This window comes from Vibrio sp. S9_S30 (genome assembly GCF_014694455.1).
GTDB lineage: Bacteria > Pseudomonadota > Gammaproteobacteria > Enterobacterales > Vibrionaceae > Vibrio.
The window spans coordinates 110,130-132,020 of the sequence record NZ_JAAUWT010000002.1; the positions used below are offsets into that span (position 1 = coordinate 110,130).

20 protein-coding genes are annotated in these 21,891 nt (G+C 45.1%); 1 reads left to right on the forward strand and 19 read right to left on the reverse strand.

Features of this window, described 5'->3' with window-relative positions; translation table 11 throughout:
- Positions 1-5: 5 nt before the first annotated feature.
- From rlmH to leuS, 5 genes are all read right to left on the reverse strand, one after another.
- Entirely contained in the window at positions 6-476 is a 471-nt protein-coding gene (gene rlmH, locus HC752_RS02635; RefSeq protein ID WP_190333540.1) for a 23S rRNA (pseudouridine(1915)-N(3))-methyltransferase RlmH, read from the reverse strand.
- Positions 477-479: 3 nt separating this feature from the next.
- Positions 480-797, reverse strand: coding sequence for a ribosome silencing factor (gene rsfS / locus HC752_RS02640; protein WP_101110761.1), 318 nt, complete (start codon positions 795-797; stop codon positions 480-482).
- A gap of 126 nt (positions 798-923) precedes the next feature.
- A complete protein-coding gene (gene holA, locus HC752_RS02645; RefSeq protein WP_190333541.1) occupies positions 924-1,949 on the reverse strand; it encodes a DNA polymerase III subunit delta in 1,026 nt (341 codons plus the stop codon).
- Positions 1,949-2,566 (reverse strand): LPS assembly lipoprotein LptE, encoded by a 618-nt coding sequence (locus HC752_RS02650; protein WP_190333542.1) that lies wholly within the window; start codon positions 2,564-2,566, stop codon positions 1,949-1,951. Before HC752_RS02650 ends, holA begins: the two co-directional genes overlap by 1 nt.
- A gap of 156 nt (positions 2,567-2,722) precedes the next feature.
- On the reverse strand, positions 2,723-5,296 hold the full coding sequence (leuS, locus tag HC752_RS02655; RefSeq protein WP_190333543.1) for a leucine--tRNA ligase: 2,574 nt from the start codon (positions 5,294-5,296) through the stop codon (positions 2,723-2,725).
- 116 nt (positions 5,297-5,412) lie between these two features.
- Here leuS and HC752_RS02660 point away from each other — a divergent pair, with 116 nt between their 5' ends.
- Positions 5,413-5,895 (forward strand): zinc ribbon-containing protein, encoded by a 483-nt coding sequence (locus HC752_RS02660; protein WP_190333544.1) that lies wholly within the window; start codon positions 5,413-5,415, stop codon positions 5,893-5,895.
- Between the two features lie 3 nt (positions 5,896-5,898).
- Here HC752_RS02660 and HC752_RS02665 read toward each other — a convergent pair whose 3' ends face one another.
- From HC752_RS02665 to HC752_RS02730, 14 genes are all read right to left on the reverse strand, one after another.
- Complete coding sequence (locus HC752_RS02665; protein ID WP_190333545.1) at positions 5,899-6,453, reverse strand: hypothetical protein; 555 nt, start codon at positions 6,451-6,453, stop codon at positions 5,899-5,901.
- A gap of 92 nt (positions 6,454-6,545) precedes the next feature.
- Positions 6,546-8,057 carry an apolipoprotein N-acyltransferase gene (lnt, locus tag HC752_RS02670; RefSeq protein ID WP_190333546.1) on the reverse strand — a complete coding sequence of 504 codons (1,512 nt, stop codon included), beginning with the start codon at positions 8,055-8,057 and terminating at the stop codon, positions 6,546-6,548.
- Positions 8,058-8,109: 52 nt separating this feature from the next.
- The gene (gene corC, locus HC752_RS02675; RefSeq protein ID WP_190333547.1) at positions 8,110-9,015 is read right to left on the reverse strand and encodes a CNNM family magnesium/cobalt transport protein CorC; all 906 of its coding nucleotides are present in this window, start codon (positions 9,013-9,015) and stop codon (positions 8,110-8,112) included.
- A 74-nt stretch (positions 9,016-9,089) separates the two neighbouring features.
- On the reverse strand, positions 9,090-9,554 hold the full coding sequence (ybeY, locus tag HC752_RS02680) for an rRNA maturation RNase YbeY (RefSeq protein WP_190333548.1): 465 nt from the start codon (positions 9,552-9,554) through the stop codon (positions 9,090-9,092).
- A complete protein-coding gene (locus tag HC752_RS02685; RefSeq protein ID WP_190333549.1) occupies positions 9,554-10,699 on the reverse strand; it encodes a PhoH family protein in 1,146 nt (381 codons plus the stop codon). Before HC752_RS02685 ends, ybeY begins: the two co-directional genes overlap by 1 nt.
- A 74-nt stretch (positions 10,700-10,773) precedes the next feature.
- A complete protein-coding gene (gene miaB, locus HC752_RS02690; protein ID WP_190333550.1) occupies positions 10,774-12,198 on the reverse strand; it encodes a tRNA (N6-isopentenyl adenosine(37)-C2)-methylthiotransferase MiaB in 1,425 nt (474 codons plus the stop codon).
- A gap of 2,412 nt (positions 12,199-14,610) precedes the next feature.
- The gene (locus HC752_RS02695; RefSeq protein WP_190333551.1) at positions 14,611-14,841 is read right to left on the reverse strand and encodes a hypothetical protein; all 231 of its coding nucleotides are present in this window, start codon (positions 14,839-14,841) and stop codon (positions 14,611-14,613) included.
- 7 nt (positions 14,842-14,848) lie between these two features.
- Positions 14,849-15,640 carry a hypothetical protein gene (locus tag HC752_RS02700; RefSeq protein ID WP_190333552.1) on the reverse strand — a complete coding sequence of 264 codons (792 nt, stop codon included), beginning with the start codon at positions 15,638-15,640 and terminating at the stop codon, positions 14,849-14,851.
- Between the two features lie 199 nt (positions 15,641-15,839).
- Positions 15,840-17,030, reverse strand: coding sequence for a CaiB/BaiF CoA transferase family protein (locus HC752_RS02705; RefSeq protein WP_190333553.1), 1,191 nt, complete (start codon positions 17,028-17,030; stop codon positions 15,840-15,842).
- On the reverse strand, positions 17,011-18,117 hold the full coding sequence (locus tag HC752_RS02710) for a hypothetical protein (RefSeq protein ID WP_190333554.1): 1,107 nt from the start codon (positions 18,115-18,117) through the stop codon (positions 17,011-17,013). The genes HC752_RS02705 and HC752_RS02710 overlap by 20 nt, the downstream gene beginning before the upstream one ends.
- Positions 18,118-18,129: 12 nt before the next feature.
- Complete coding sequence (locus HC752_RS02715) at positions 18,130-19,173, reverse strand: ABC transporter ATP-binding protein (RefSeq protein WP_190333555.1); 1,044 nt, start codon at positions 19,171-19,173, stop codon at positions 18,130-18,132.
- A 9-nt stretch (positions 19,174-19,182) separates the two neighbouring features.
- Positions 19,183-20,271 carry a hypothetical protein gene (locus HC752_RS02720; protein WP_190333556.1) on the reverse strand — a complete coding sequence of 363 codons (1,089 nt, stop codon included), beginning with the start codon at positions 20,269-20,271 and terminating at the stop codon, positions 19,183-19,185.
- A gap of 1 nt (position 20,272) precedes the next feature.
- Positions 20,273-21,067, reverse strand: a complete 795-nt coding sequence (locus HC752_RS02725) for an SDR family NAD(P)-dependent oxidoreductase (protein ID WP_190333557.1) — start codon at positions 21,065-21,067, stop codon at positions 20,273-20,275.
- Positions 21,060-21,890 (reverse strand): enoyl-CoA hydratase/isomerase family protein, encoded by an 831-nt coding sequence (locus tag HC752_RS02730; protein ID WP_190333558.1) that lies wholly within the window; start codon positions 21,888-21,890, stop codon positions 21,060-21,062. Before HC752_RS02730 ends, HC752_RS02725 begins: the two co-directional genes overlap by 8 nt.
- Position 21,891 lies beyond the last annotated feature (1 nt).

A 21,891-nucleotide genomic window follows, 5' to 3' on the forward strand; every position in this document is an offset into this window, starting at 1 on the left:
TAGCGTTATTCTCGATGATATGGGTGGTTAGCGGTAATGCTCCAAGCTCGGTATAGGCTTTCTGCCATGACAACACGAACCAAGGGATGAGGTAGCGTAAGAGGCGACAAAGACCAGCTTTGGTCGGCAGCTGCTTTACAAGCGGGCGCTAAACCTTCAGGGCCTCCGATGAGAATGGACACATCTCGTGCGTCGAGTTTCCAAGCTTCTAATTGCTCTGCCAGTTGCTCTGTGTCCCATCGTTTACCTGGAATGTCCAGAGTAACAATTCGATTGCCTTTTGGCACTGCCGCTAACATGGCTTCGCCTTCTTTTTGCAGAATTCTTGCAATGTCAGCATTTTTCCCTCGCTTACCTGCGGAGATTTCGATCAATTCCAGAGGCATATCGTGGGGGAATCGGCGCTTGTACTCTTTAAATCCTTCTTCCACCCACTTTGGCATTTTCGTACCAACCGCAATAAGTTGAATTTTCAACGATTAGCTCCAGAGTTTTTCAAGCTGGTACAGCTCTCGTTGGTCTTCTTGCATAACGTGAACCATCGTTGAACCCATGTCGACGACCACCCACTCACCTTCTTGCTCGCCGTCGACACCTAAGGGCTCTAGCCCTGCTTTTTTCGCTTCACTAGCAACGTGATCGGCTATGGAAGCTACGTGACGCTTTGAGTTTCCTGTGCAGATAACCATAAAGTCTGTCACGCTGGACTTACCTTGAACATCAATGGTCACGATGTCTTCTGCTTTCATGTCGTCGGCTTTATCTGCCAAAAAATCACGTAGATCTTGTACTTGCAATGTCTTTTACCTTAAAAAAAATTAATCGTTATTATACCCAAGTTATTCCAAGATGCTCGCATCCGTACGAAATAGTTCTTATACGCGGAGCACTGATTCTCGCCGTGGTATTTAGGTATTAGGCTGTTAAAGCGCTATATTGAATGTAGCCTTTGGTTCACAAAATTGAAGTGATATTTGAGCCAGTTGTAACCAAACTGGGCGGTCATAGCGTGTTTTTGCATCCATTTCTGCTTGCGCCGCTAAGGTGAGCAACTGTCGGATATCAGATGGTGTGAGTCTCTGCAATGCCGCGGAATACATAGGACGCTTAGTTTGCCAAATTCTGCGGGCATCGAAGACCTGGCCCAGCGGTTGAGAGACCGATTCTTTATGCACTTCCAATATCACTAGCAATTCTTTCTGAAGTGTACGAAGTAAAATAATGGCTTCCGTTCCTTCCGCTTCAAGTTGCCTTAATATGCGTTGCGCTCGTTTACTTTGCCCAGCCAGCAATGAATCACTCCATTGAAATGGCGTAAAATGGTTATGTCGGCTTAACGCTTCTTCGACCCTAACCAACGTTAACTGACCATCGGGATAGAGCAAAGCCAATTTCTCCAAACTCTGAGAAAGCGCCAGCAGGTTACCCTCATGCCATTGTGCCAGCATTTGTATTGCTTGGTTATCAGGAACAAGGTTTAGCTTACGACAGCGTTGTTGCACAAATTGAGGTAATCGTTGAGTGTCTGGGGTAAGGCAGGTCACGACACAACCATTGGAAGAAAGGGTTTTAAACCATTTAGCATTTTCTTGCTGTTTGGTCAGCTTATGCCCAATTAATACCAACATGACGTCAGGGTGAAGGCTATCCGCTAAGTGAATGAGTTCTTTTCCTATTGCTGCATTTACGCCAGTTTCAGGGATCTCTAGTTCAATGATCTGACGAGCAGAGAACAGGCTCAATGCCTGACAACAATCATAAACTACGTTCCAATCAAGCTGGGCGTCGACCGCAAAACGGTGTCGCTCTTCAAACCCTTGGCTTTGCGCATGTTGTTGTATTGCCTCTCGGCTTTCTTGCAATAATAAGGGCTCATTGCCAAAGATCAAAAAAATACCGTATTGGGAGCGAGGTAAATGATCCGCAAGTTTGTCGGCAAAAATACGCATTACGGGGTTTCTACCGTGACTTTTTCTGTCGTTGTAGTCTGGGTGACACCAAGATCTAGCGTCACATTTTCTTCTTGGTTTTCGCTATTGATATCGATTTGATTTCTATCAAACTGTACTTTTAGTCTTGCCATTTGACGAAGAATTTGTCTCGCTGCTTGCTTACGCATTTCATCAATGATCATTTCTTTTTCAGTTGATTTTGCGAGGGCAGTTAGCGGGTTATCTAAGAAACTGCGGTTGACTGTTGTGGTGAATGATTGACTCCCCATATCCGGAACCGTCACTCGGTACGATGCGGTATACGTCAGTTCATATTCCGCTGCACGGCTGTTTTGATACAAAGAGAGAGTGCGCTCACTGTTGGATTCTCGGGTTAAATGCAAATTTGGGATGTCTTCTCTTGGGGCAACGGTATCTACACCATTCAAATCCAATTCTGCGCGGACATAGCGTGTTAATGGACTATAAGAATCAAAGCTGGTGAATGAAATTTCAGAAAGTTCTTCAGGAAGAAAATAAGTATCTCGGAATTGAAAACCACAAGCAGACAATACCGTCGCCAGAACAAGAACAATAGAGGCACGCAAGGTGCGAGAAAAAGAAACACGCTTCACAAATCGTTTCCTAGTATTCGGGTTAACTTTGATGACAACACTGTCTACGTAATAGGGACTAACGTGCACAATGTACTCATCAAAATACGCCGATAAATACAAACAGGGTGATGATTCACCCTGTTGATGTATTTTACGGGCTGGTTTTTATGACAATCAGTTTGCCACAATGTTCAGAAGTTTACCCGGTACGTAAATGACTTTACGGATCGTTTTGCCTTCTGTGAACTTAGTAACGTTCTCATCGTTCAAACCCAGCGTTTCCACTTGCTCTTTCGACGCGTCAGCAGCCACCGTCATTTTTGCACGCAGTTTGCCATTCACTTGAATCACGATAAGTTTCTCGTCTTCAACCAATGCTTTTTCATCGAATGTTGGCCAAGTTGCGCTGTCGATATTAGATTCGCCTAGTGCTTCCCACATTTCATAGCTGATGTGTGGAGTGATAGGGTAGAGCATAGTAACCACAGCTTTCAATGCTTCATCCAAAATGGCACGATCTTGGGCGGACTCTTGGGGGGCTTTCGCAAGCTTGTTCATCAGCTCCATGATGGCAGCAATTGCCGTGTTAAACGTTTGGCGACGAGATACGTCATCCGTCACTTTTGAAATCGTTTTGTGGACCTCACGACGCAGGTTTTTTTGGTCTGCATTGAATGAATTTACATCAATACTTTCTGCCGAACCTTTCGTTGTGTGCTCATTAACCAGTTTCCAAACGCGTTTTAAGAAACGGTTGGCGCCTTCAACGCCAGATTCTTGCCATTCGAGAGTCATGTCAGCTGGAGATGCGAACATCATGAATAAGCGAACAGTATCGGCACCGTACTTATCCACCATTTCTTGTGGGTCGATACCGTTGTTTTTCGACTTAGACATCTTGATCATGCCGGAGTGCACGACGTTACGACCTTGGCTATCGATCGCGGAGTCGATTCGACCTTTGCCGTCACGTTCTACTTTCACATCCGTCGGTGCAATCCATTCTTTCGTACCTTTTTCATTCGTATGGTAGAACGCATCCGCGAGCACCATACCTTGGCAAAGAAGCTGTTTGAACGGTTCATCCGATGTGACATACCCAGCATCACGAAGCAACTTGTGGAAGAAACGAGAATAAAGCAAGTGCATACACGCATGTTCAATCCCACCCACGTATTGATCCACCGGTAGCCAGTAGTTTGCTTTCTCTGGATCGAGGATGTCATCAGCTTGTGGAGAACAGTAACGGGCGTAGTACCAAGAGGATTCCATGAACGTATCGAACGTATCGGTCTCGCGTTGGGCGGGTTCACCGTTAAAGGTGGTTTTCGCCCACTCTTTATCTGCTTTGATTGGGCTAGTCACACCGTCCATGACCACGTCTTCTGGAAGAATCACAGGCAATTGGTCTGCGGGGACGGGATGAACTTCACCATCTTCAGTGGTGACCATTGGGATAGGGGCGCCCCAATAACGTTGGCGAGAAACACCCCAGTCACGTAGACGGAAGTTAACGGTTTTGTTGCCTTTGCCTTCAGCTACTAGCTTCGCGGCGATGGCATCAAATGCTGCTTGGAATTCTAGACCATCGAATTCACCTGAATCGAACAATACCCCTTTCTCTGTGTATGCCGCTTCAGAGATGTTTAGTTCGCTGCCATCAGCTGGTTGAATGACTGGTACAATGTCCAAATCGTACTTAGTTGCGAATTCATAATCGCGTTGGTCGTGTGCAGGTACGGCCATTACAGCACCTGTACCGTAGTCCATTAAAACAAAGTTTGCGACGTAAATGGGCACTTCACGACCGTTTAGTGGATGGATAGCGGTGAGACCCGTCGCCATGCCTTTCTTTTCCATCGTTGCCATTTCAGCTTCGGCAACTTTGTTGTTTTTACACTCATCGATGAATGCCGCGAGTTCAGGGTTGTTTTCTGCTGCTTTTGCTGCAAGAGGGTGACCAGCGGCAATGCCTAAGTATGTCACTCCCATTAGCGTGTCTGGACGTGTTGTGTATACTTCCAAATCTTCTTCATCTTTGAGTGAGAAGCGCAGTTCAACGCCTTCAGAGCGACCAATCCAGTTGCGCTGCATGGTTTTCACCATTTCAGGCCAACCATCAAGATGGTCTAGGTCGTCCAGAAGTTCTTGTGCGTATTCAGTAATCTTAATGAACCACTGAGGAATTTCTTTTTGTTCTACGGGGGTGTCGCAGCGCCAGCAACAACCATCTTCTACTTGCTCGTTTGCAAGAACGGTTTGGTCATTAGGACACCAGTTAACGGAAGACGTCTTTTTGTAAACCAGCCCTTTTTCGTAAAGCTTGGTGAAGAACTCTTGTTCCCAACGGTAGTATTCAGGAGTACAAGTCGCGAATTCGCGATTCCAATCGTAGCCAAAGCCCAATAGCTTAAGCTGGTTTTTCATGTATTCGATGTTTTCGTATGTCCACGGAGCCGGAGCCGTGTTGTTCTTAACCGCTGCATTTTCAGCGGGTAGACCAAACGCATCCCAACCAATAGGTTGCATGACATTTTTACCTTGGAGGCGCTGAAAACGTGAAACCACATCACCGATGGTGTAGTTACGCACGTGACCCATGTGGAGGCGACCACTTGGGTATGGGAACATGGAGAGACAGTAAAATTTTTCTTTATTCGGGTCCTCGCTCACAACAAATGTTTTGTTGTCGTCCCAGTGCTTTTGAACTTTCTGCTCAATATCTTGCGGGTTATATTGCTCTTGCATCAATGATATCCGGTTATCTTGGAATTTGTGAGATCGGTTAGATCAGACGGTGATAGATCAGCATAGAATACATAAAGGAAAGACAGTCAACAATAGTCAATGCACGGAGGTCGTTTATGCCTGAGCGTAAAGCCCGTTATGAAGCGTTCCTAGAGGAGGTTGTCGACGCGTTAAAACATAGCCCTGAAGAGCTAGAACGTGTCTTGAAAACATCGTCTCAGATCGCTGCTGCTGCTAGCGATATGGCTAAGGATGAGTTTTCTCTTGTCTCCGCTTATGTCCGTTCGGATCTCAGTGAATTTGCTCAAAATTGTCAACAGAGCAAAGAAGCCTTCCCCGAGAGCCCTTTTTATCGATTAATCGCCGATTCCGTTTGGGAGGGGCTATTGGAGATTACCGACAGAACTAAAGTTGAATGGCGGGAGCTGTTTCTTGATTTGGAACACAAAGGGTTGTATCAAACTGGCGAAATCATAGGGCTTGGGTATTTGGTTTGTGATAAATGCGGTGATAAATCGTATTTTAATCACGCCACATTGATTCCACCTTGTAAGAAGTGTGGTAACACAGGCTTCACACGGCGAGCGTTGAAGCCTTGAGGCTTATTCTTTGATAATTGACCATCCAGAGATATTTTGTTGAGACTGTTTTAATTGCTCTATCGCGCGGTCTTGAAACTCATTTGACTGTTCATACCAATTAAAATCAAAGCTTCTTGAACCATCTGATTCTTGGATGGCGTCGCCTGAAATACCCGTATTATCTACTGTAATAGTATTTGGCTTTACTTCGAAATCGAGAAAAACTCTAAAAGGTAAATAACTTTTTCCGCCATTAAAAATTTTACCAGAGTGCGCATAGCAACGAACTTCATTTACAAGGTAATCGCCAGGCGGGATATCTGAAATTAAACCGTAGCCGAAATGCCTTTCGTACCCACCTAATAAGTCTTCTTGCTTTTCTACATCAATATTAAAAGAGTATTCTACGTTATCTAACTCGAATGAGATTGTGCGACATGGGTAGCTGAATACACTTTTATAGTCGATAGTCACTGGGAATAAAACAGCGCCATTACCATTAACTTCAGTAAGTTTATTTGATTGGCAACCAGTTAAAACAATCACAGTTGCTAGTGAAACCAAAGCCCTTTTCATATCTATCCCATTCCATTGTCATTCATTGTTAAGAATTAACAGGCTATATAAAATATTTATGTTTGCAATTATTTATATTGAAATTGTTAACGTTAGCGTCTGTTTATTCCAAGAGCTGCTAATACACTAATCAACACAATTAAATACAACGGCCAAATACCCAATATTCGATACGGTGTCATACCGGTTGCTGTACTTACTTCTGCGGCTAACACTTCCGTTTTAAATTGCGGCACTTGATGAATGATCTTTCCTTTGTAATCGGTAATTGCTGTGACACCGTTGTTGGTCGCTCTGATAACGGGGCGGCCTAATTCGAGTGCTCGCATCTGAGCAATTTCCATATGTTGGTGAGGGCCTATAGAGTCACCAAACCAAGCGTCGTTTGAAAGTGTGAGTATATAATTGGTTTTTTCGGTGATGCTCTGACGGACTTGCTCGTTGAATATGATCTCATAGCAGAGTGCGGGAGCGAAATAACGACCATTTGCTTCGATGTTTTCTTGCACGAAATTTCCTCGGCTAAAGGAGGACATTGGCAGGTTAAAAAGCGGTGCAATTGGACGAAGAATGTCGCTAAAAGGCACAAATTCACCAAAAGGAAGTAAGTGATATTTGTGGTACTTCGGTTGAGTAGCCGGGTCGTATTGTTCTTGCTGATTTTGCCCAATTGCGATCACGCTGTTATAAAAATTGTCTTTGCTTGTCGATGTTACGATTCCAGTAATGATGCTGCTTTGATTTAGGCGACCCGCGCTGTCAAGATTGCTAAGGAAAGACGGCAATTCATTTTCAAATGCGGGTATGGCGGCTTCAGGCCAAATGATTACGTCGGCATCCCAGTTTTTGCGAGTCAGATCCATGTATTTCATGATCGTCGGCCAGCGTTGGCTGGGAAGCCATTTGAGTTCTTGAGAAATATTTCCCTGAATCAATGCGAACTTAGTCGTATTTTCTTTATCCTCTTCCACCCATTGAACTGAGCTAAGAGCGCCTGCAAGTGCAAAGATCCCGACAGGAAGGGCGAAAAAGTGCCATTGCTTTTGTGTGAAAGCGAGAGCGATTGCACCTGCGATCAGCCAGATAATGTAGCTGATGCTGTCCACGCCGCCTATAGGGGCAAAAACACTGAGCGGAGAGCCTATTTGGCTGTACCCAAGCCACAGCCATGGAAAACCAGTCAGAACCCAACCTCTTAACCACTCATTTATGAGCCATAATGATGGTGCCGCAAGTAAAAATCGGGCGAGATTCGCGTTTGGAAACCAACGATTGAGTGTAGCAGCAAACAAAGCAGGGTAGATTGAAAGGTAACTGATCAACAAAAACATCAGCGTCAAACTGGCGAATTTAGGTAACCCACCAAACGTATCAATACTGATGTGGACCCAGCTAATGCCAACGGAAAATTGTCCAATCCCCCAACTAAACCCGATAGCTAATGCTTGTTTGGTGGATTGTTTTTCTAAAAGTAAGAGAAGTAAGAGTGGGCTGAGAATAGCCAAGCCCCAGATTTGGTAAGGCGCAAAAGCAAGCGTGGTCAGTGCCCCAATAAAAGCGGCCGCAAGCGGCCGCACGAGGCGATGATTTGGTATCGTGATCATCTTCGTCTTATTATTGTCGTAGCATTTGGCTACTTAGTTAACTTAAATCAGGTTAGCTACTCAAATCCTCTTCTGCAGGAAGAGGCTCCTCATCAGGGACAGTAACCTGAAGTTGAATGACGCGACGGTTATCTGCAGCGGTAACCTTAAACAAATAATGCTCAATTTCGACCACTTCACCACGCGCAGGAAGGTGCCCAAAGCTGGTCATCACCATGCCGCCGACCGTATCCACCCCTTCATCACTGAAGGTAGTACTGAACATTTCATTAAAGTCTTCAATGGTCGTCAAAGCTTTAACGGCGTAGGTGTGTTTACTCAATTTCTTGATATCGGTTTCTTCTTCGTCATCGAATTCATCTTCGATTTCGCCAACGATTTCTTCCAAGATATCTTCAATGGTGACCAGGCCTGAAACGCCCCCGAACTCATCTACGACAATCGCCATGTGATAACGTTCCTCTCGGAACTCTTTTAATAGACGATCAACGCGTTTGCTTTCTGGAACGACGACAGCAGGGCGTATCACCTGCTCAATATCGAATGGAGCACTGTCCGAACCTAAGTATTTTAATAAGTCCTTCGCTAAAAGAATGCCTTCCACATGGTCTTTGTCTTCGCTGATGACGGGGTAGCGAGAGTGCTGAGCATCAGTAATCAGAGCAACCAAATCGTCTAGAACATGAGTTCGTTCGATGGTAACCATTTGCGAGCGCGGGATCATAATGTCTCTTACCCGCGTTTCTGCCATTTCCATAACACCTTCGAGCATATCCCGCGTGTCATGGTCAATCAGGTCGTTTATTTCAGAATCCCGAATGACGTCGACGAGCTCCTGACGATCTTTCGGTTCACCTTGAAATAGCTGACCAAGGCGTTCAAAGAAGGACTTTCTACTCGGACCTTCCGTTTTTTCTTTCTTCCCTTCCGCAGAGGGGGGCGAATTGTCTTCGTTCATGATTTCTCAATCGTTAACGCTATCAGATGTGTGATAGCACACGTAAAGTAGCCTATCTGTCGTTCCGTTTTAGGCTACTGCTTTTCTGCTAAATATGGGTCTTTGAACCCCATAGATTGCATAATTTCCGTTTCGAGGGCTTCCATTTCGTCGGCTTCCTCGTCTTCAATATGATCATAACCTAACAGATGCAGGCTACCATGTACAACCATATGCGCCCAGTGCGCGGTAACGCTCTTATCTTGTTCTTTTGCTTCCAGTTCAACCACTTGTCTACAAATGACTAAGTCACCGAGCAAGTCCATTTCCATACCGGGAGGGACTTCAAATGGGAATGAAAGCACATTGGTTGGTTTATCCTTGCCTCGGTATTCGTGATTCAGTTGCTGACTTTCTTCTACGTCAACAATACGAATGGTGACTTCGGCTTGAGGCTGGAAAAGCGGAATGGTCTTATCTAGCCATGTTTGAAAGTCTTGTTGAGAAGGCAGTCCGCTTTCATTTTCGACCGCAAGTTGAAGATCAAGTTCGATGGTCATTATTTGCTTACCGACTGTGCTGTGCTAACCGATTGTGCTGTGCTAACCGATTGTGCTGTACTAACCGATTGTGGCAAAAGCTCAGCTCTTTGGGTTTCAAGCAATTTTGCTTCTCGCTCTTCCCGTTTACGCTTTTCGTATTCCTTTCGCTCTTTTTGATCTTTGGCTTCCCACTTTTCATACGCGTTAACGATACGAGCAACAACAGGGTGGCGTACTACATCATCAGATAGGAAGAAGTTGAAACTGATTTCATCAACTTCACTCAAGACTTCGATAGCATGACGAAGACCAGACTTTGCGCCACGAGGCAAATCGATTTGTGTGACGTCGCCCGTAATCACCGCTCGTGAGTTAAAGCCGATACGCGTCAGGAACATTTTCATTTGTTCAACCGTGGTATTTTGGCTTTCATCGAGAATAATAAAGGCATCGTTGAGTGTACGACCACGCATGTAGGCGAGGGGAGCGACTTCGATAACGTTACGTTCTATGAGCTTTTCAACGCGTTCAAAACCAAGCATCTCGAATAGGGCATCGTAGAGTGGGCGCAAGTAAGGATCGACTTTTTGGCTTAAATCCCCAGGCAAAAAGCCCAGTTTTTCACCCGCTTCGACCGCAGGGCGAGTGAGAAGGATCCGGCGAATCTCTTGGCGCTCCAAAGCATCAACGGCGGCGGCAACGGCGAGGTAGGTTTTACCTGTACCCGCAGGACCAATACCGAAGCTGATATCGTGAGTGACCATATTCACCAAGTACTGTCCTTGGTTGGGGGTGCGTGGCTTGATCACACCTTTTTTGGTTTTGATGAAGACTTCTTTGCCATGCTCAATCGCGGATTCGGTGGATTGCTCTAATACGCCTGATTCTTTGATCGCTAGATGAATCAATTCTGGTTCAATGTCGGTAATTTGACCTTTCACTGGCGCGGTTTCGACATATAAAGATTTGATGATATCCAGCGCAGCAGAAGCGGTATGGGGCTTACCCACAACGGAAAAGAAATGACCGCGATGATTGATTTCTATGCCAAGTCGGCGTTCTAAGTGTTTGATATTGTCGTCGAAAGGACCACAAAGGCTGGACAAGCGACGGTTGTCTGAAGGTTCTAGATCGATTTCTAGAGTGACGATTTTATTACTCAATGCTGCCTCACATTAAACCATGACAATAAAGCCCGACTTCGACCGGGCTCTACACGGTTATTTAATCTGTAAGCTTATGGTGTGAAGGTTGCGACACCTAGCTCATCTTCCTTACGGGTTTTTTCCATCATTTCCGATGGAGAGATCACCACACGAAGGTTCATTTCTTTTTCGGTTCGTATCAGTTCACCACGAAGCGAGTTCGCAAAGACGTCAACGATTTTAACGTCGACAAACTGACCGATGAGTTCTGCCGGGCCTTCGAAGTTAACGACTCGGTTGTTCTCCGTACGACCACGAAGCTCCATCAAATTTTTCTTAGATGGACCTTCAACAAGAATACGCTGTTCAGTGCCCATCATCAAACGGGAGTACCGCATTGCTTGAGTATTGATTTGTTGCTGCAATTCGTAAAGGCGTTCTTTTTTGGTTTGCTCGCTGACATCACACGGGTAATCTGCGGCAGGTGTGCCTGGTCGGGCGGAGTAGATGAAGCTAAAGCTCATGTCGAAGTCGACCTGTTTGATTAGCTTCATCGTGTCTTGGAAGTCTTTGTCGGATTCACCGGGGAACGCGACAATAAAGTCAGAGCTGATTTGGATGTTTGGGCGTGCTTTTCGTAGCTTACGGATAATGGATTTGTACTCGATGGCGGTATGAGGACGCTTCATCATCGTTAATATGCGATCGGAACCACTTTGCACGGGCAGGTGAAGGAAGCTGACTAGCTCAGGCGTGTCTTCATATACCTCAATGATGTCGTCAGTGAATTCGAGTGGGTGGCTGGTCGTGAATCGAATACGATCAATACCATCAATCGAGGCAACAAGGCGAAGTAGCTCAGCAAAGGTGCAGATGTCATCGTCAAAAGTCGCACCACGGTAGGCGTTTACGTTTTGCCCTAATAAATTGACCTCGCGGACTCCTTGATCGGCCAATTGGGCAATTTCATAGAGCACATCGTCCATTGGGCGGCTGACTTCTTCACCACGGGTATACGGTACTACGCAGAAAGTACAATATTTAGAGCAGCCTTCCATAATGGAAACAAAGGCGGTCGCTCCTTCAGCGCGAGGTTCAGGTAGGTTATCGAACTTTTCTATTTCAGGGAAAGAAATGTCCATAACGGGACCTGAATTGTCACGAGACGATTTGATCATCTCGGGCAGGCGATGAAGGGTTTGTGGACCAAAAATAACGTCAACAAACGGGGCGCGTTGTCGAATATGGTCGCCTTCTTGTGTCGCGACACAGCCGCCAACACCAATAACGACGCCCGGCTTTTTGTCTTTCAGCGTTTTCCAGCGACCAAGCTGGTGGAAGACTTTCTCTTGCGCTTTTTCTCGGATGGAGCAGGTGTTAAGTAATAGAACGTCTGCTTCTTCAGGTTCCTCTGTTAGCTCGTATCCGTTGGCGGCATTAAGCAGGTCGGCCATTTTTGACGAATCGTATTCGTTCATCTGGCAGCCCCAAGTTTTAATTAGCAGTTTCTTACTCATCGCACTCACGCTCGTCATTTTGTTCGTATTTGTTCAAATTATAACCACTACTGTTGTAGTGAGCGGCGTATTGTACTGCTTTAAAAACCAACTGACCAGAGATCGTTTTAAGGTAATTTGCTCTAAATATCGAGGTTTCACCATAGAAAAAATACGGAAATTGTTGAAGATTGGAACAGGATCTAAAGGTTGCGATTTTACCGTTTGCTATATTAATGCTGAGAGCAACTGAGTTGTTTAGAGGTGGATGAAGTGGCGTGCTACAGGTTGAGCGCGCCTGTTTGTTTTATTTTAACTTGGTTAAGCAATAGACCCAGAAGCCAACGCATCTGTAATTTCCTGATCTGTAAACCCAAATTCAGCTAATACCTCTTTGGTGTGTTCACCAACAGCGTGACCGAATAATGAAAGGTTAGATCTTTAATGTTTGTCAGAACTCACTTCCGTAAAATATATACGTTAAAGTTGAAATAGTAATGAAAGCTACCATTGAAAATTCAAAAAAAAGAGCTAGATAGTAGTCTTTTTTTCTCGCGTATTTTTTTGTTTTTTCTATGTTTATGAGAGAGCGGTATCTTTTTCAATTGGGAAATAAAATAACCGATGAATATATCATTAATCTTACTCCTACTCCTACTCCTACTCCTACTCCTACTCCTACTCCTACTCCTACTCCTTTGTCCCATTCTGGTAGACTAGTTTCCTCTTCTCTTATCTTTCTTTCGATATAGTTCACACTGATGCGACTAAACAAGATAGTCGCTATCCCAGAAACTAGAAATAGGAACATGGATATGAATACTAAGAATTCTTTTGATAAATATGTTTCCATAACAAAAGTATGGGTCGTTATTTTATAAAGCTTTTCATGAAAAATCTATTTTGATAAACTAATCTAGTAACTATTACCATCTCCGTACATGAAATAGACAAGCATGGTAATAATAATAATAAGAGAAAACGAATAGAGATAAACCTTCGCTAAGACAGCATCTTTCTTCCTAGAGTGCTTTAGGATTGCCTCGTCATCAATCGGAGAAACTTTAGCTATTTTATTAGAACTCAAACCATTGCGTGCATTATACTTCTGGCACCGATTCCTCTGTCCCATTCAGGGGAGGAGATTCCGTTTTCATCCAGCTTGTTATCAATATATTTAACGCTAATCTGGCAAACAAAATGCAAGCGGTACCCTATATAATAAATAGAGTACCCGCAAGTAGTAATCTACTTTCATAAAAAAGGCTCTCTGTCATGCTTTTCCTTTAATATAAGATGATGTGCCACAATATCATCATGATAAATAAAGAAAAAAATGAAATGACAATCCCCAGTGCCAATAGGTAATCTAGCGTTCTTGCATATGTTCTCACTTCATCATAATTTAAAAAAGTCGGTTTTAGCTTTTTAAATACAAGTACTAGTGAGTAACTCATCACAAGTGTACCTATGGTTTTATCCCATTTAGGTGATTGAAGACCTATGCTGTTCAATCTTTCTTCGATATAGTTAATTGAAATTCGACTAAAGATAAAGCTAAATATGCTCATACAAAAAAATAAAAAACCAAATAGAAGATAGAAGTTAAAATAAAGGTCATAAGCCAAATATGAGGATTTATCCAAACTCATTACCATATAATATATATGTGATAGTTGAGATACCTATGAAAATTACCATTGAAAGTTCAAAAAAAAGAGCTAGATAGTAGTCTTTTTTTCTCGCATATCTTTTTGTTTTTTCTATGTCTATGAGAGAGCGGTATCTTTTTCTATTGGGAAATAAAATAACCGATGAATATATCATTAATCTTACTCCTACTCCTTTGTCCCATTCTGGTAGACTAGTTTCCTCTTCTCTTATCTTTCTTTTGATATAGTTCACACTGATGCGACTAAACAAGATAGTCGCTATCCCAGAAACTAGAAATAGGAACATGGATATGAATACTAAGAATTCTTTTGATAAATATGTTTCCATAACAAAAATATGGGTCGTTATTTTATAAAGCTTTTCATGAAAAATCTATTTTGATAAACTAATCTAGTAACTATTACCATCTCCGTACATGAAATAGACAAGCATGGTAATGCTAATAAAAAGAGAAAACGAATAGAGATAAACCTTCGCTAAGACAGCATCTTTCTTCCTAGAGTGCTTTAGGATTGCCTCGTCATCAACCGGAGAAACCTTAGCTATTTTATTAGAACTCAACACCATCGCGTACATTATACTTCTGGCACCGATTCCTCTGTCCCATGCAGGGGGGGAGATTCCGTTTTCGTCCATCTTGTTATCAATATATTTAACGCTAATCCGGCAAAATAAAATACAAGCTATACCCATTATGAAAAATATAGTCCCTGCAAGGAGTATTAGTTTGTCTTCAGAAAAAAAATTTTCCACCATATTTTACCAATGTATTTGTTTCGAAAAATCATAAGTCTGGGCTGCAAGCCCTTGTCCGACCTTGTCGCCACCCTTAGATGCCAAATAACCTATGGTTATTGCAGAACCAATTACGAAGCACCATCCAACAGGAGTTGCTAATAAAGCGATGCCAAGGGCACTAGCACCTTTTATTACACCTGCACCAGCGACCATACCAGCCGCAGATCCCATACCAAACCCCGTGGTTTCCATTACGGCTCTACGCTGCCAATCTCGACCAGCTTGATAGTCCTTGTGAACGTTTCTGGTTCTCATTCCAGCATAACCCTTTTCCTAACAAGTTTGAGCCTCTTTCAAGCGCACGAAGGTTATTAAATTCACGTGTTGTTGATATTTGGATCGGGCGACTTGTTTTTCCACTTTTGGCTCGATTTATACCGAGCTGACCATTTGTATATATCGTGCCTCGGCGTCCTGCTTTGACTCTTACAATGTATTTTTGTATTTCAGCCTGAAACTTGAGCTGGAAATCGGTTTGGCAATTTCTCGCGATTTGTTCCAACATTTTTAGTTGTTTTGCAGGCACTTTTCCTTTATATGCACTTCTGACTTTTTCATAAGCTGTCTGCAGCTTATTTGCCGCTTTACCAAACTCAGAGAGGCGAGTCTCAGCTGCAGTAGTTGCTGCGCCTATTGCTCCGACAGATTCATTTTGGACTATCGGAATGATTTCATCTTGGTAGAAATTTGCGATAGCGAGAAGTGTGTCTCCACCGTACAAATCAGACAGATCAGCTAAGTTACGCTGCGCTTGGGGAGAGAGTGCCTGCGCTTGGTTAAAGGCACAGACTAAATCGGGACGTTTGCCTCGCCACTCTAAGGCAGTGGCTTCATTGCCGTGAGAAACGACATAAGGGGTGCCTTTGGGGATAGTGTTTCCGATGATATGAGGGTTGTTTTTTCTAAAGTGAGCTACAGCGTCTTTATCCGATATATCCACAGGGTAGTTTTGAGAGGTATTTGAAAAACATAGCTGAATGGCTTGCGTCACGACAATTCCTTTTGGAGTGAAATGATATTTGATGCATATTGGCACTAACCTTGGATGTTTTAAAAGCAAAACAGATACTTAGAGTCAATGTGTTATGCCATGAACTCTCAGTTTTTATCAAAAGGTATTGCAATGCTTCTACAAAATGCTAACTGGCGTTATTGATCCTCAACCATTTAGGATTGCCGACTCCAACTTACTAACCCAGAGCTCCAGAATCTATCGCGATGGATATTTCTTCATCAGTAAAGCCAAATTCCAGTAACACTTCACGAGTGTGCTGACCCACCATCGGGGCTGGTCGATGAATATTGGGGGGGGTCTCAGACATCGATACGGCAGGTCCCACACACTTTACTACACCAGCAACGGGGTGCTGGTATGCCTGAATCAGCCCCAAATGTTTTACTTGAGGATCGTCTGCCGCTTCAAGATGGGATTTCACTTCGCCGCACCAGATATCTTCCGCTAACATCATCGTCATTAAGGTTTGAGTATCAAACGCCTGAGTTCGCTTGGCGATCTCTTGCCAAATGGTATCGCGCTGATCGAACAGAACGGTCGGGTCATCGTATTTCAGTAAGGTATCGTCTCCGAGTACTTTGACTAGAGTCTTAAACGGGCTCATGGCAATGGTGACCCAGCCATCTGATGTTGGATAAGTACCAAAAGGTGCATCCATTCCTGGGTGCCCAATACCAGAGTTGGGGCGTTGGAAGTCCTGATTGAAGTTCATCGCCATCAGCATTTCTTGACCTTGATGGGCGAGCATGCCGGCCAATAAGTTCACGACAATTTTCTGTCCTTTGCCTGAACGCTCTCGCCAGTACAGTGCGGAAAGGACAGAGTAGACAATATTCATCGCACCCACTTGATCTGAAAAGCCAGAACCCGCAGGTGTTGGAGGGTGGTCAGCTTGCCCTGTCGCGGCCATTAACCCTGTCAGCCCTTGAACCAACATATCTTGACCGGGGCGAGAAACGTAGGGGCCCGATTCACCATAGCCAGTACCAGAGCAGTAAATGATTCTGGGGTTAATAGCTTTTAGGTCGTCGTAACCATAACCAAGCCTATCCATGACGCCTGGTCTGAAATTTTCGATAACGATATCGGCGCTTTCGACTAAACGGTAGAGGATCGCTTTGGCTTCTTCTGATTTTAAGTTGGCCGCAATGGAGCGTTTGTTGCGGTTCCACGCAAGGAAATTAGGGCTTTCTTTCCCTCCTACCCACTGGTTTTTAAACGTGAGAGAGCGGAATAAATCCCCTGCACCTGGTCTTTCCACTTTGATGACATTTGCGCCCATGTCGCCTAGCAACTGGGTGGCAAAAGGCCCTTGTAGAAGCTGCGAAAAATCCAATATTGTGACATCACTCAGAGCGTGTTCCATGCCCATTTCTCCTTGTTTTTGAATACAAAAGATTCATTTCTTTCACCAGTTGTTTTGATGAAGTTCGATTGGTGAGCCCTTCGCGAATAAGCTGTGCCGCTCTATCTTGAAACTCTATATAGCCTGTGTGCCTTGGTCGTAAGTAAGCGTTATCTACGGTTGCATACGCATGACGATAAAAATGATTCACTTGCTGATTCACCTCGGTGTTGCGCCATGCAGATTTGAAACTAGGCTGACCAGCGTGTTTGGGAATAAAGGTATTTTGAATATCGGAACTGAGCAGTTTTTTAAGATACAGCAGTAACTCATTGCTGATGTGGCATTTTTTCGTAATGGCTATACCGGTTCCGCCTAATATCGATACGTTATTTGGTGGTGCACACACTTCGACAGTTGCCGGGGTTTGGCTGTAGTTAACGTACCCATAGACAAACGGACATAGGTCAAATTTACTGGTGTTGGAAAGCGCATCCAAAATCTCAATAGGGTTAAGAAAGGTGGACGGTGCAACACTCGCTAAGAATAAAGATTTCATTAAATCGACGGCTTCAACGCCATCATGAGTGCTCATAAATTGATGGTTATTAGGACCGCTTGAGCCTACTGCAAGAGAAAGAGCCAAAAGCTGCAATGTGGCGTGAGGTCCGGCTAAACACAGCTGAAAGCGAGATTGAGTTCGCAATAAATCGAGCCAACCATTAATGGCTAATGTGGTGTCTCTTGATTCGGAGCGATAAGCCATGATTTGGGAAGACGCATCCAAAGGCAGTGCCCAGCAGTGATTGTCGAGCCAATAGCTGTGAGCGGTTTTCCCGATGCAGCGGTCTTTCAACCCTTCCAGCCACAGGGGAGAAAGATGGGCATCAAGGGGTTGTAAACAATCAGACTCTATGGCTTGCCCTAAATGCGGGTGATCAATAACGAGTAAATCGTAAAGATCGGCGAGTTTATGCAGTGGTGTTTCTTCAAAACCGGATAAAGGCTGAACGTCCCATTGTTCTAGGGGGCAATGCGCCCACTTTAAGCTGGATTGTAAGGCTTGGTAGCCTCTAGGGTGATCCCAGGTGAGTCCTTTTATGCTCATGACAGCCTCTGCTCATTGTAATTGCATAGCAATCGGTTCTATGCGCTCTCCTACGCTATCAAACCAGTGAACGTGATCGGAAGAGAACTCCAATCCGATGGTCTCACCAGTATTCACTTGCATTTGCCGCGATGTTTTGACCATTAGGACTTTGCTTTTTAACGATAAGGTATACAGGTAGCTGTCACCCAATAACTCCGTTAGTGTGACGGTGGCTTGGATGAGGGCATTGGGATCGTTTACGGGGCGGATGTTTTCCGGTCGTACTCCAAGTGTGACCGCCCCTTCTGGAATGGGAAGTGGGCGAGAAAGGTTGACGTGGTCGCAAGGGATGAGATTCATGGGGGGATTGCCTAAAAACGTGGCCACGAAGGTATTCTGAGGTTTGTCGTAGATCTCTTCAGGTGTGCCGACTTGCTGTATTTTCCCTTGATTGATCACCACAATACGATCGGCAAGCGTCATCGCTTCGACCTGATCGTGTGTGACGTATATGGTGGTGACTGCCAACTCATGTTGCAGCTTCTTTAACTCAGCGCGCATGCTTGAGCGCAGTTTGGCGTCTAAGTTTGATAGCGGTTCGTCGAGAAGAAATAACTTGGGTTGTCTAACAATGGCTCGGGCGAGGGCGACACGCTGCTTTTGCCCCCCAGAGAGCTGTGCGGGTTTGCGATCAAGTAAGCTATCGAGCTCAACACGTTTGGCGACTTCGTTGATCATTTCATTGCGCTGACTTTTGCTTAATCCTTGTACTTTCAGTGGGAAGTCGATGTTATTGCGTACGGTCTTATGCGGATATAGTGCGTAGCTTTGAAACACCATTGCCAAATCTCGTTCGTTTGGAGGCAATTCATTCACGCGTTTTCCGTCGATCAAGATATCGCCTTGCGAGGGCGTTTCTAATCCGGCAATCATTCTCATTGTGGTGCTTTTTCCGCAGCCCGATGGTCCGAGCAACACCAGAAATTCTCGGTCTCGAATACTCAGATTTAAGTTATCAACGCTGGTCACTGTCGACCAAGATTTTGAGAGTTGTTTGAGCTCAACAGAGGCCATGAATTATCCTTATTCAGTGTTCGACACTGAGAAATGAAGAAGAGAGGGGGCAAAGGAAATATCTCGGTGTGTACCATCATTTCCCGTTACACGAATGTTGCGCTGTCGAACTTCCACGCTGTGAATGCTTTGCCAATTAGGGAGCGCATTAAAAACAGCAAAGGCATACCCCACTTGCGTTTTCCCTTTGGGATGCAGTGCTATGGCGGTGGGGTACCCTTGCTGATTGATTGGGTTGCAGGAAGTTGATGCTTTATGCCCTAAGTGGGAATACGCGCAGCCTTCTTCTAACCCAAGCACGTGCGTGTGTGAACCATTGAAGGGGGGATAATTTCTTCCTCCATGGCTTTGCCAAAGCGTGGTGAGTGGCAATAACGTTTCTGGCTTGATCGCGAGGTAGACCCAGCCTTCTTCTTTGCACAATGCGGCAGTCCATCCCCATACTTGTTCGTTTGGTGATACAAGATGGAGTATGTCTTCATGGCGCTCGTTCCATGGATAAACAGAAAGATCCGCGAGGTGTCCATTCGCCAACCGGACCGATTGGATATCGGTAAATTGCTGAGGGTAAGCAAGAAGTGAGCGCCCGAGTGTTGGATCGGGTTCCAATGCTTCATTAACCGTGTACCCCAATGCTTTACGCGAAAAGGACAACTGAACTTGGGATTGGCACCTGAGCATCGCATGGTAACTGATAGGGATCGCCCCATTACCGCCCGAAAATTCATGTAAATGATAAATGAATGGTGAGCCACTTTGTAATGTGACTCTCTTGGTGAGTTTTGCACCGTAAATACGGCGGTCCAGCTCAGCAACCAGTTGGTTTTCTTCATGGTCTAATATCAGCCAGTTTCCGTTGCTGCTCCAACCGTGTGGGGGAGCGGGCTCTATGTCGCTTTCACCGAATGGTGCGCAGAAGAAGTCTCCCGACAGTTGCTGCAAAATAACGGGGTAATCTGGGTGGTATTCATCAATCCAAGGAGCCCGGTGCATTGGAGAAAAACGGTGTTTGCCATCGGAAAATCGAATGTGATCCAGATGCCCACCTTTGGTTTTAAATTCCAATGCCACATGATCGTTGTGAAGTGATACTGGCATTTCAGTCCCCCTTCACCAGCATACCGCCATCGGTGATGAGTATTTGCCCCGTGATGAAACTCGATTGTTCTGTGGCGAGAAAGAGCACCGCTTGAGCTACTTCGTGCGGTTGACCAAATCGACCTATCGGGTGGTTGTCATTCCAGCGTTGGCGAAGTTCCTCAGGGTTATCGACTTCATCAAAAATCTTTTCGTTCATTGGGGTCATGATGGTGCCTGGCGCGACGGCGTTAACTCGGATGCCATCGGGCGCAAATTCAATGGCGCTTTGCCGAGTCAGCGCGTTAATGCCCCCTTTCGCGGCAGCATAAGCACTCCAGCCATGAAACCCAGCAAATGCTTGCGCAGAACTGATATTCACAATGGTCCCTTTCCCCAGTTTTTTCATGTCGGGAACCGCGTGTTTTATGCCTCGCCATACGCCAGACAAATTGGTGTTAATGACGTGTTGCCACCTTTCTTCTGATATCTCGACAGCGTCACCAGGAAGGGCGACGGCGGCGTTGTTGATCATGATGCTGACCAGCCAATTGTGTGTGTGCAGCCACTCAAATAATTGGCTTACGGATTCAGGAACGGAAACATCGGTTAGATAAAAGTGCACATCCAACCCATCCAACTTAAGTTGATTGGCTATCGCTTCCCCGTTGTCTTGATTGATATCTGCAATGATCACCGTTGCGCCACGTGTCGCTAGAATTTCAACACACGCTAACCCAATGCCTTCGGCGCCACCTGTCACCACGGCAACGTGTCCCGTCAATTTGTCTCCCGCGGTATGTTCGTGTTTATTCATGGTGAGCTCCTTGAGGGGCATTTATTTCAGAGCTTGCATCAAAAGAGGCGGTTCGTTTATCCAAAAAAGCAGCGACACCTTCTTGTCCGTCGGTGGAGCAATAAAGCTGTAAAAGTTCGGCTTGTTCCCAACTGAGCCCCGATTCAAGCGGCGTATCGAATCCATTCCTGACCAGCTTTTTCATTGCGGCTTGGGCGGTAGGGCTGACTTTTAGTAAGTACCCTGCTTTTTTCAACCCTTCAGAAATGAGGTTTTCTTGAGAACAAACCTGAGAGGCGAGACCAAGGCGTAAGGCTTCATCGGCTTTAATTCGTTTGGCCGATAGCAGTACATCGAGAGTGACGGCTTTACCTACGGCTCTCAGTAATCGTTGTGTGCCTCCTCCTCCGGGGCACAATCCTAGTAAACCTTCGGGTAACCCCATCTGAGCGTTGTTCGCTACGATCATCAAGTCGCAGGCTAGCGCTATCTCGAATCCGCCGCCCATCGCGTAGCCGTTAACCAGTGCAATGGTCGGTTTGGGCAGCTGCTCTATCCTTTCGAATGCTTTTCTTCCTTGGAGTTGGTAGTCGTTAAACTTTTTGATTTGCAAACCACGGTATTCATTAATGTCTGCCCCCGCGACAAAGGCTTTGTTACCACTGCCGGTAAACATCACGACTCGAATGTTGTCGTCGTGATCGACATTCTCCAGCGCCAAAAGCAGCTCATTTTGCATGTCTTCAGAGAGCGCATTCAGCTTTTCTGGTCGGTTAAACGTGATCAGCGCAACGTGGTGGGCTGGGTAGGTTAATTGGATAAAGGTAAAGTGATCATCTTTCATG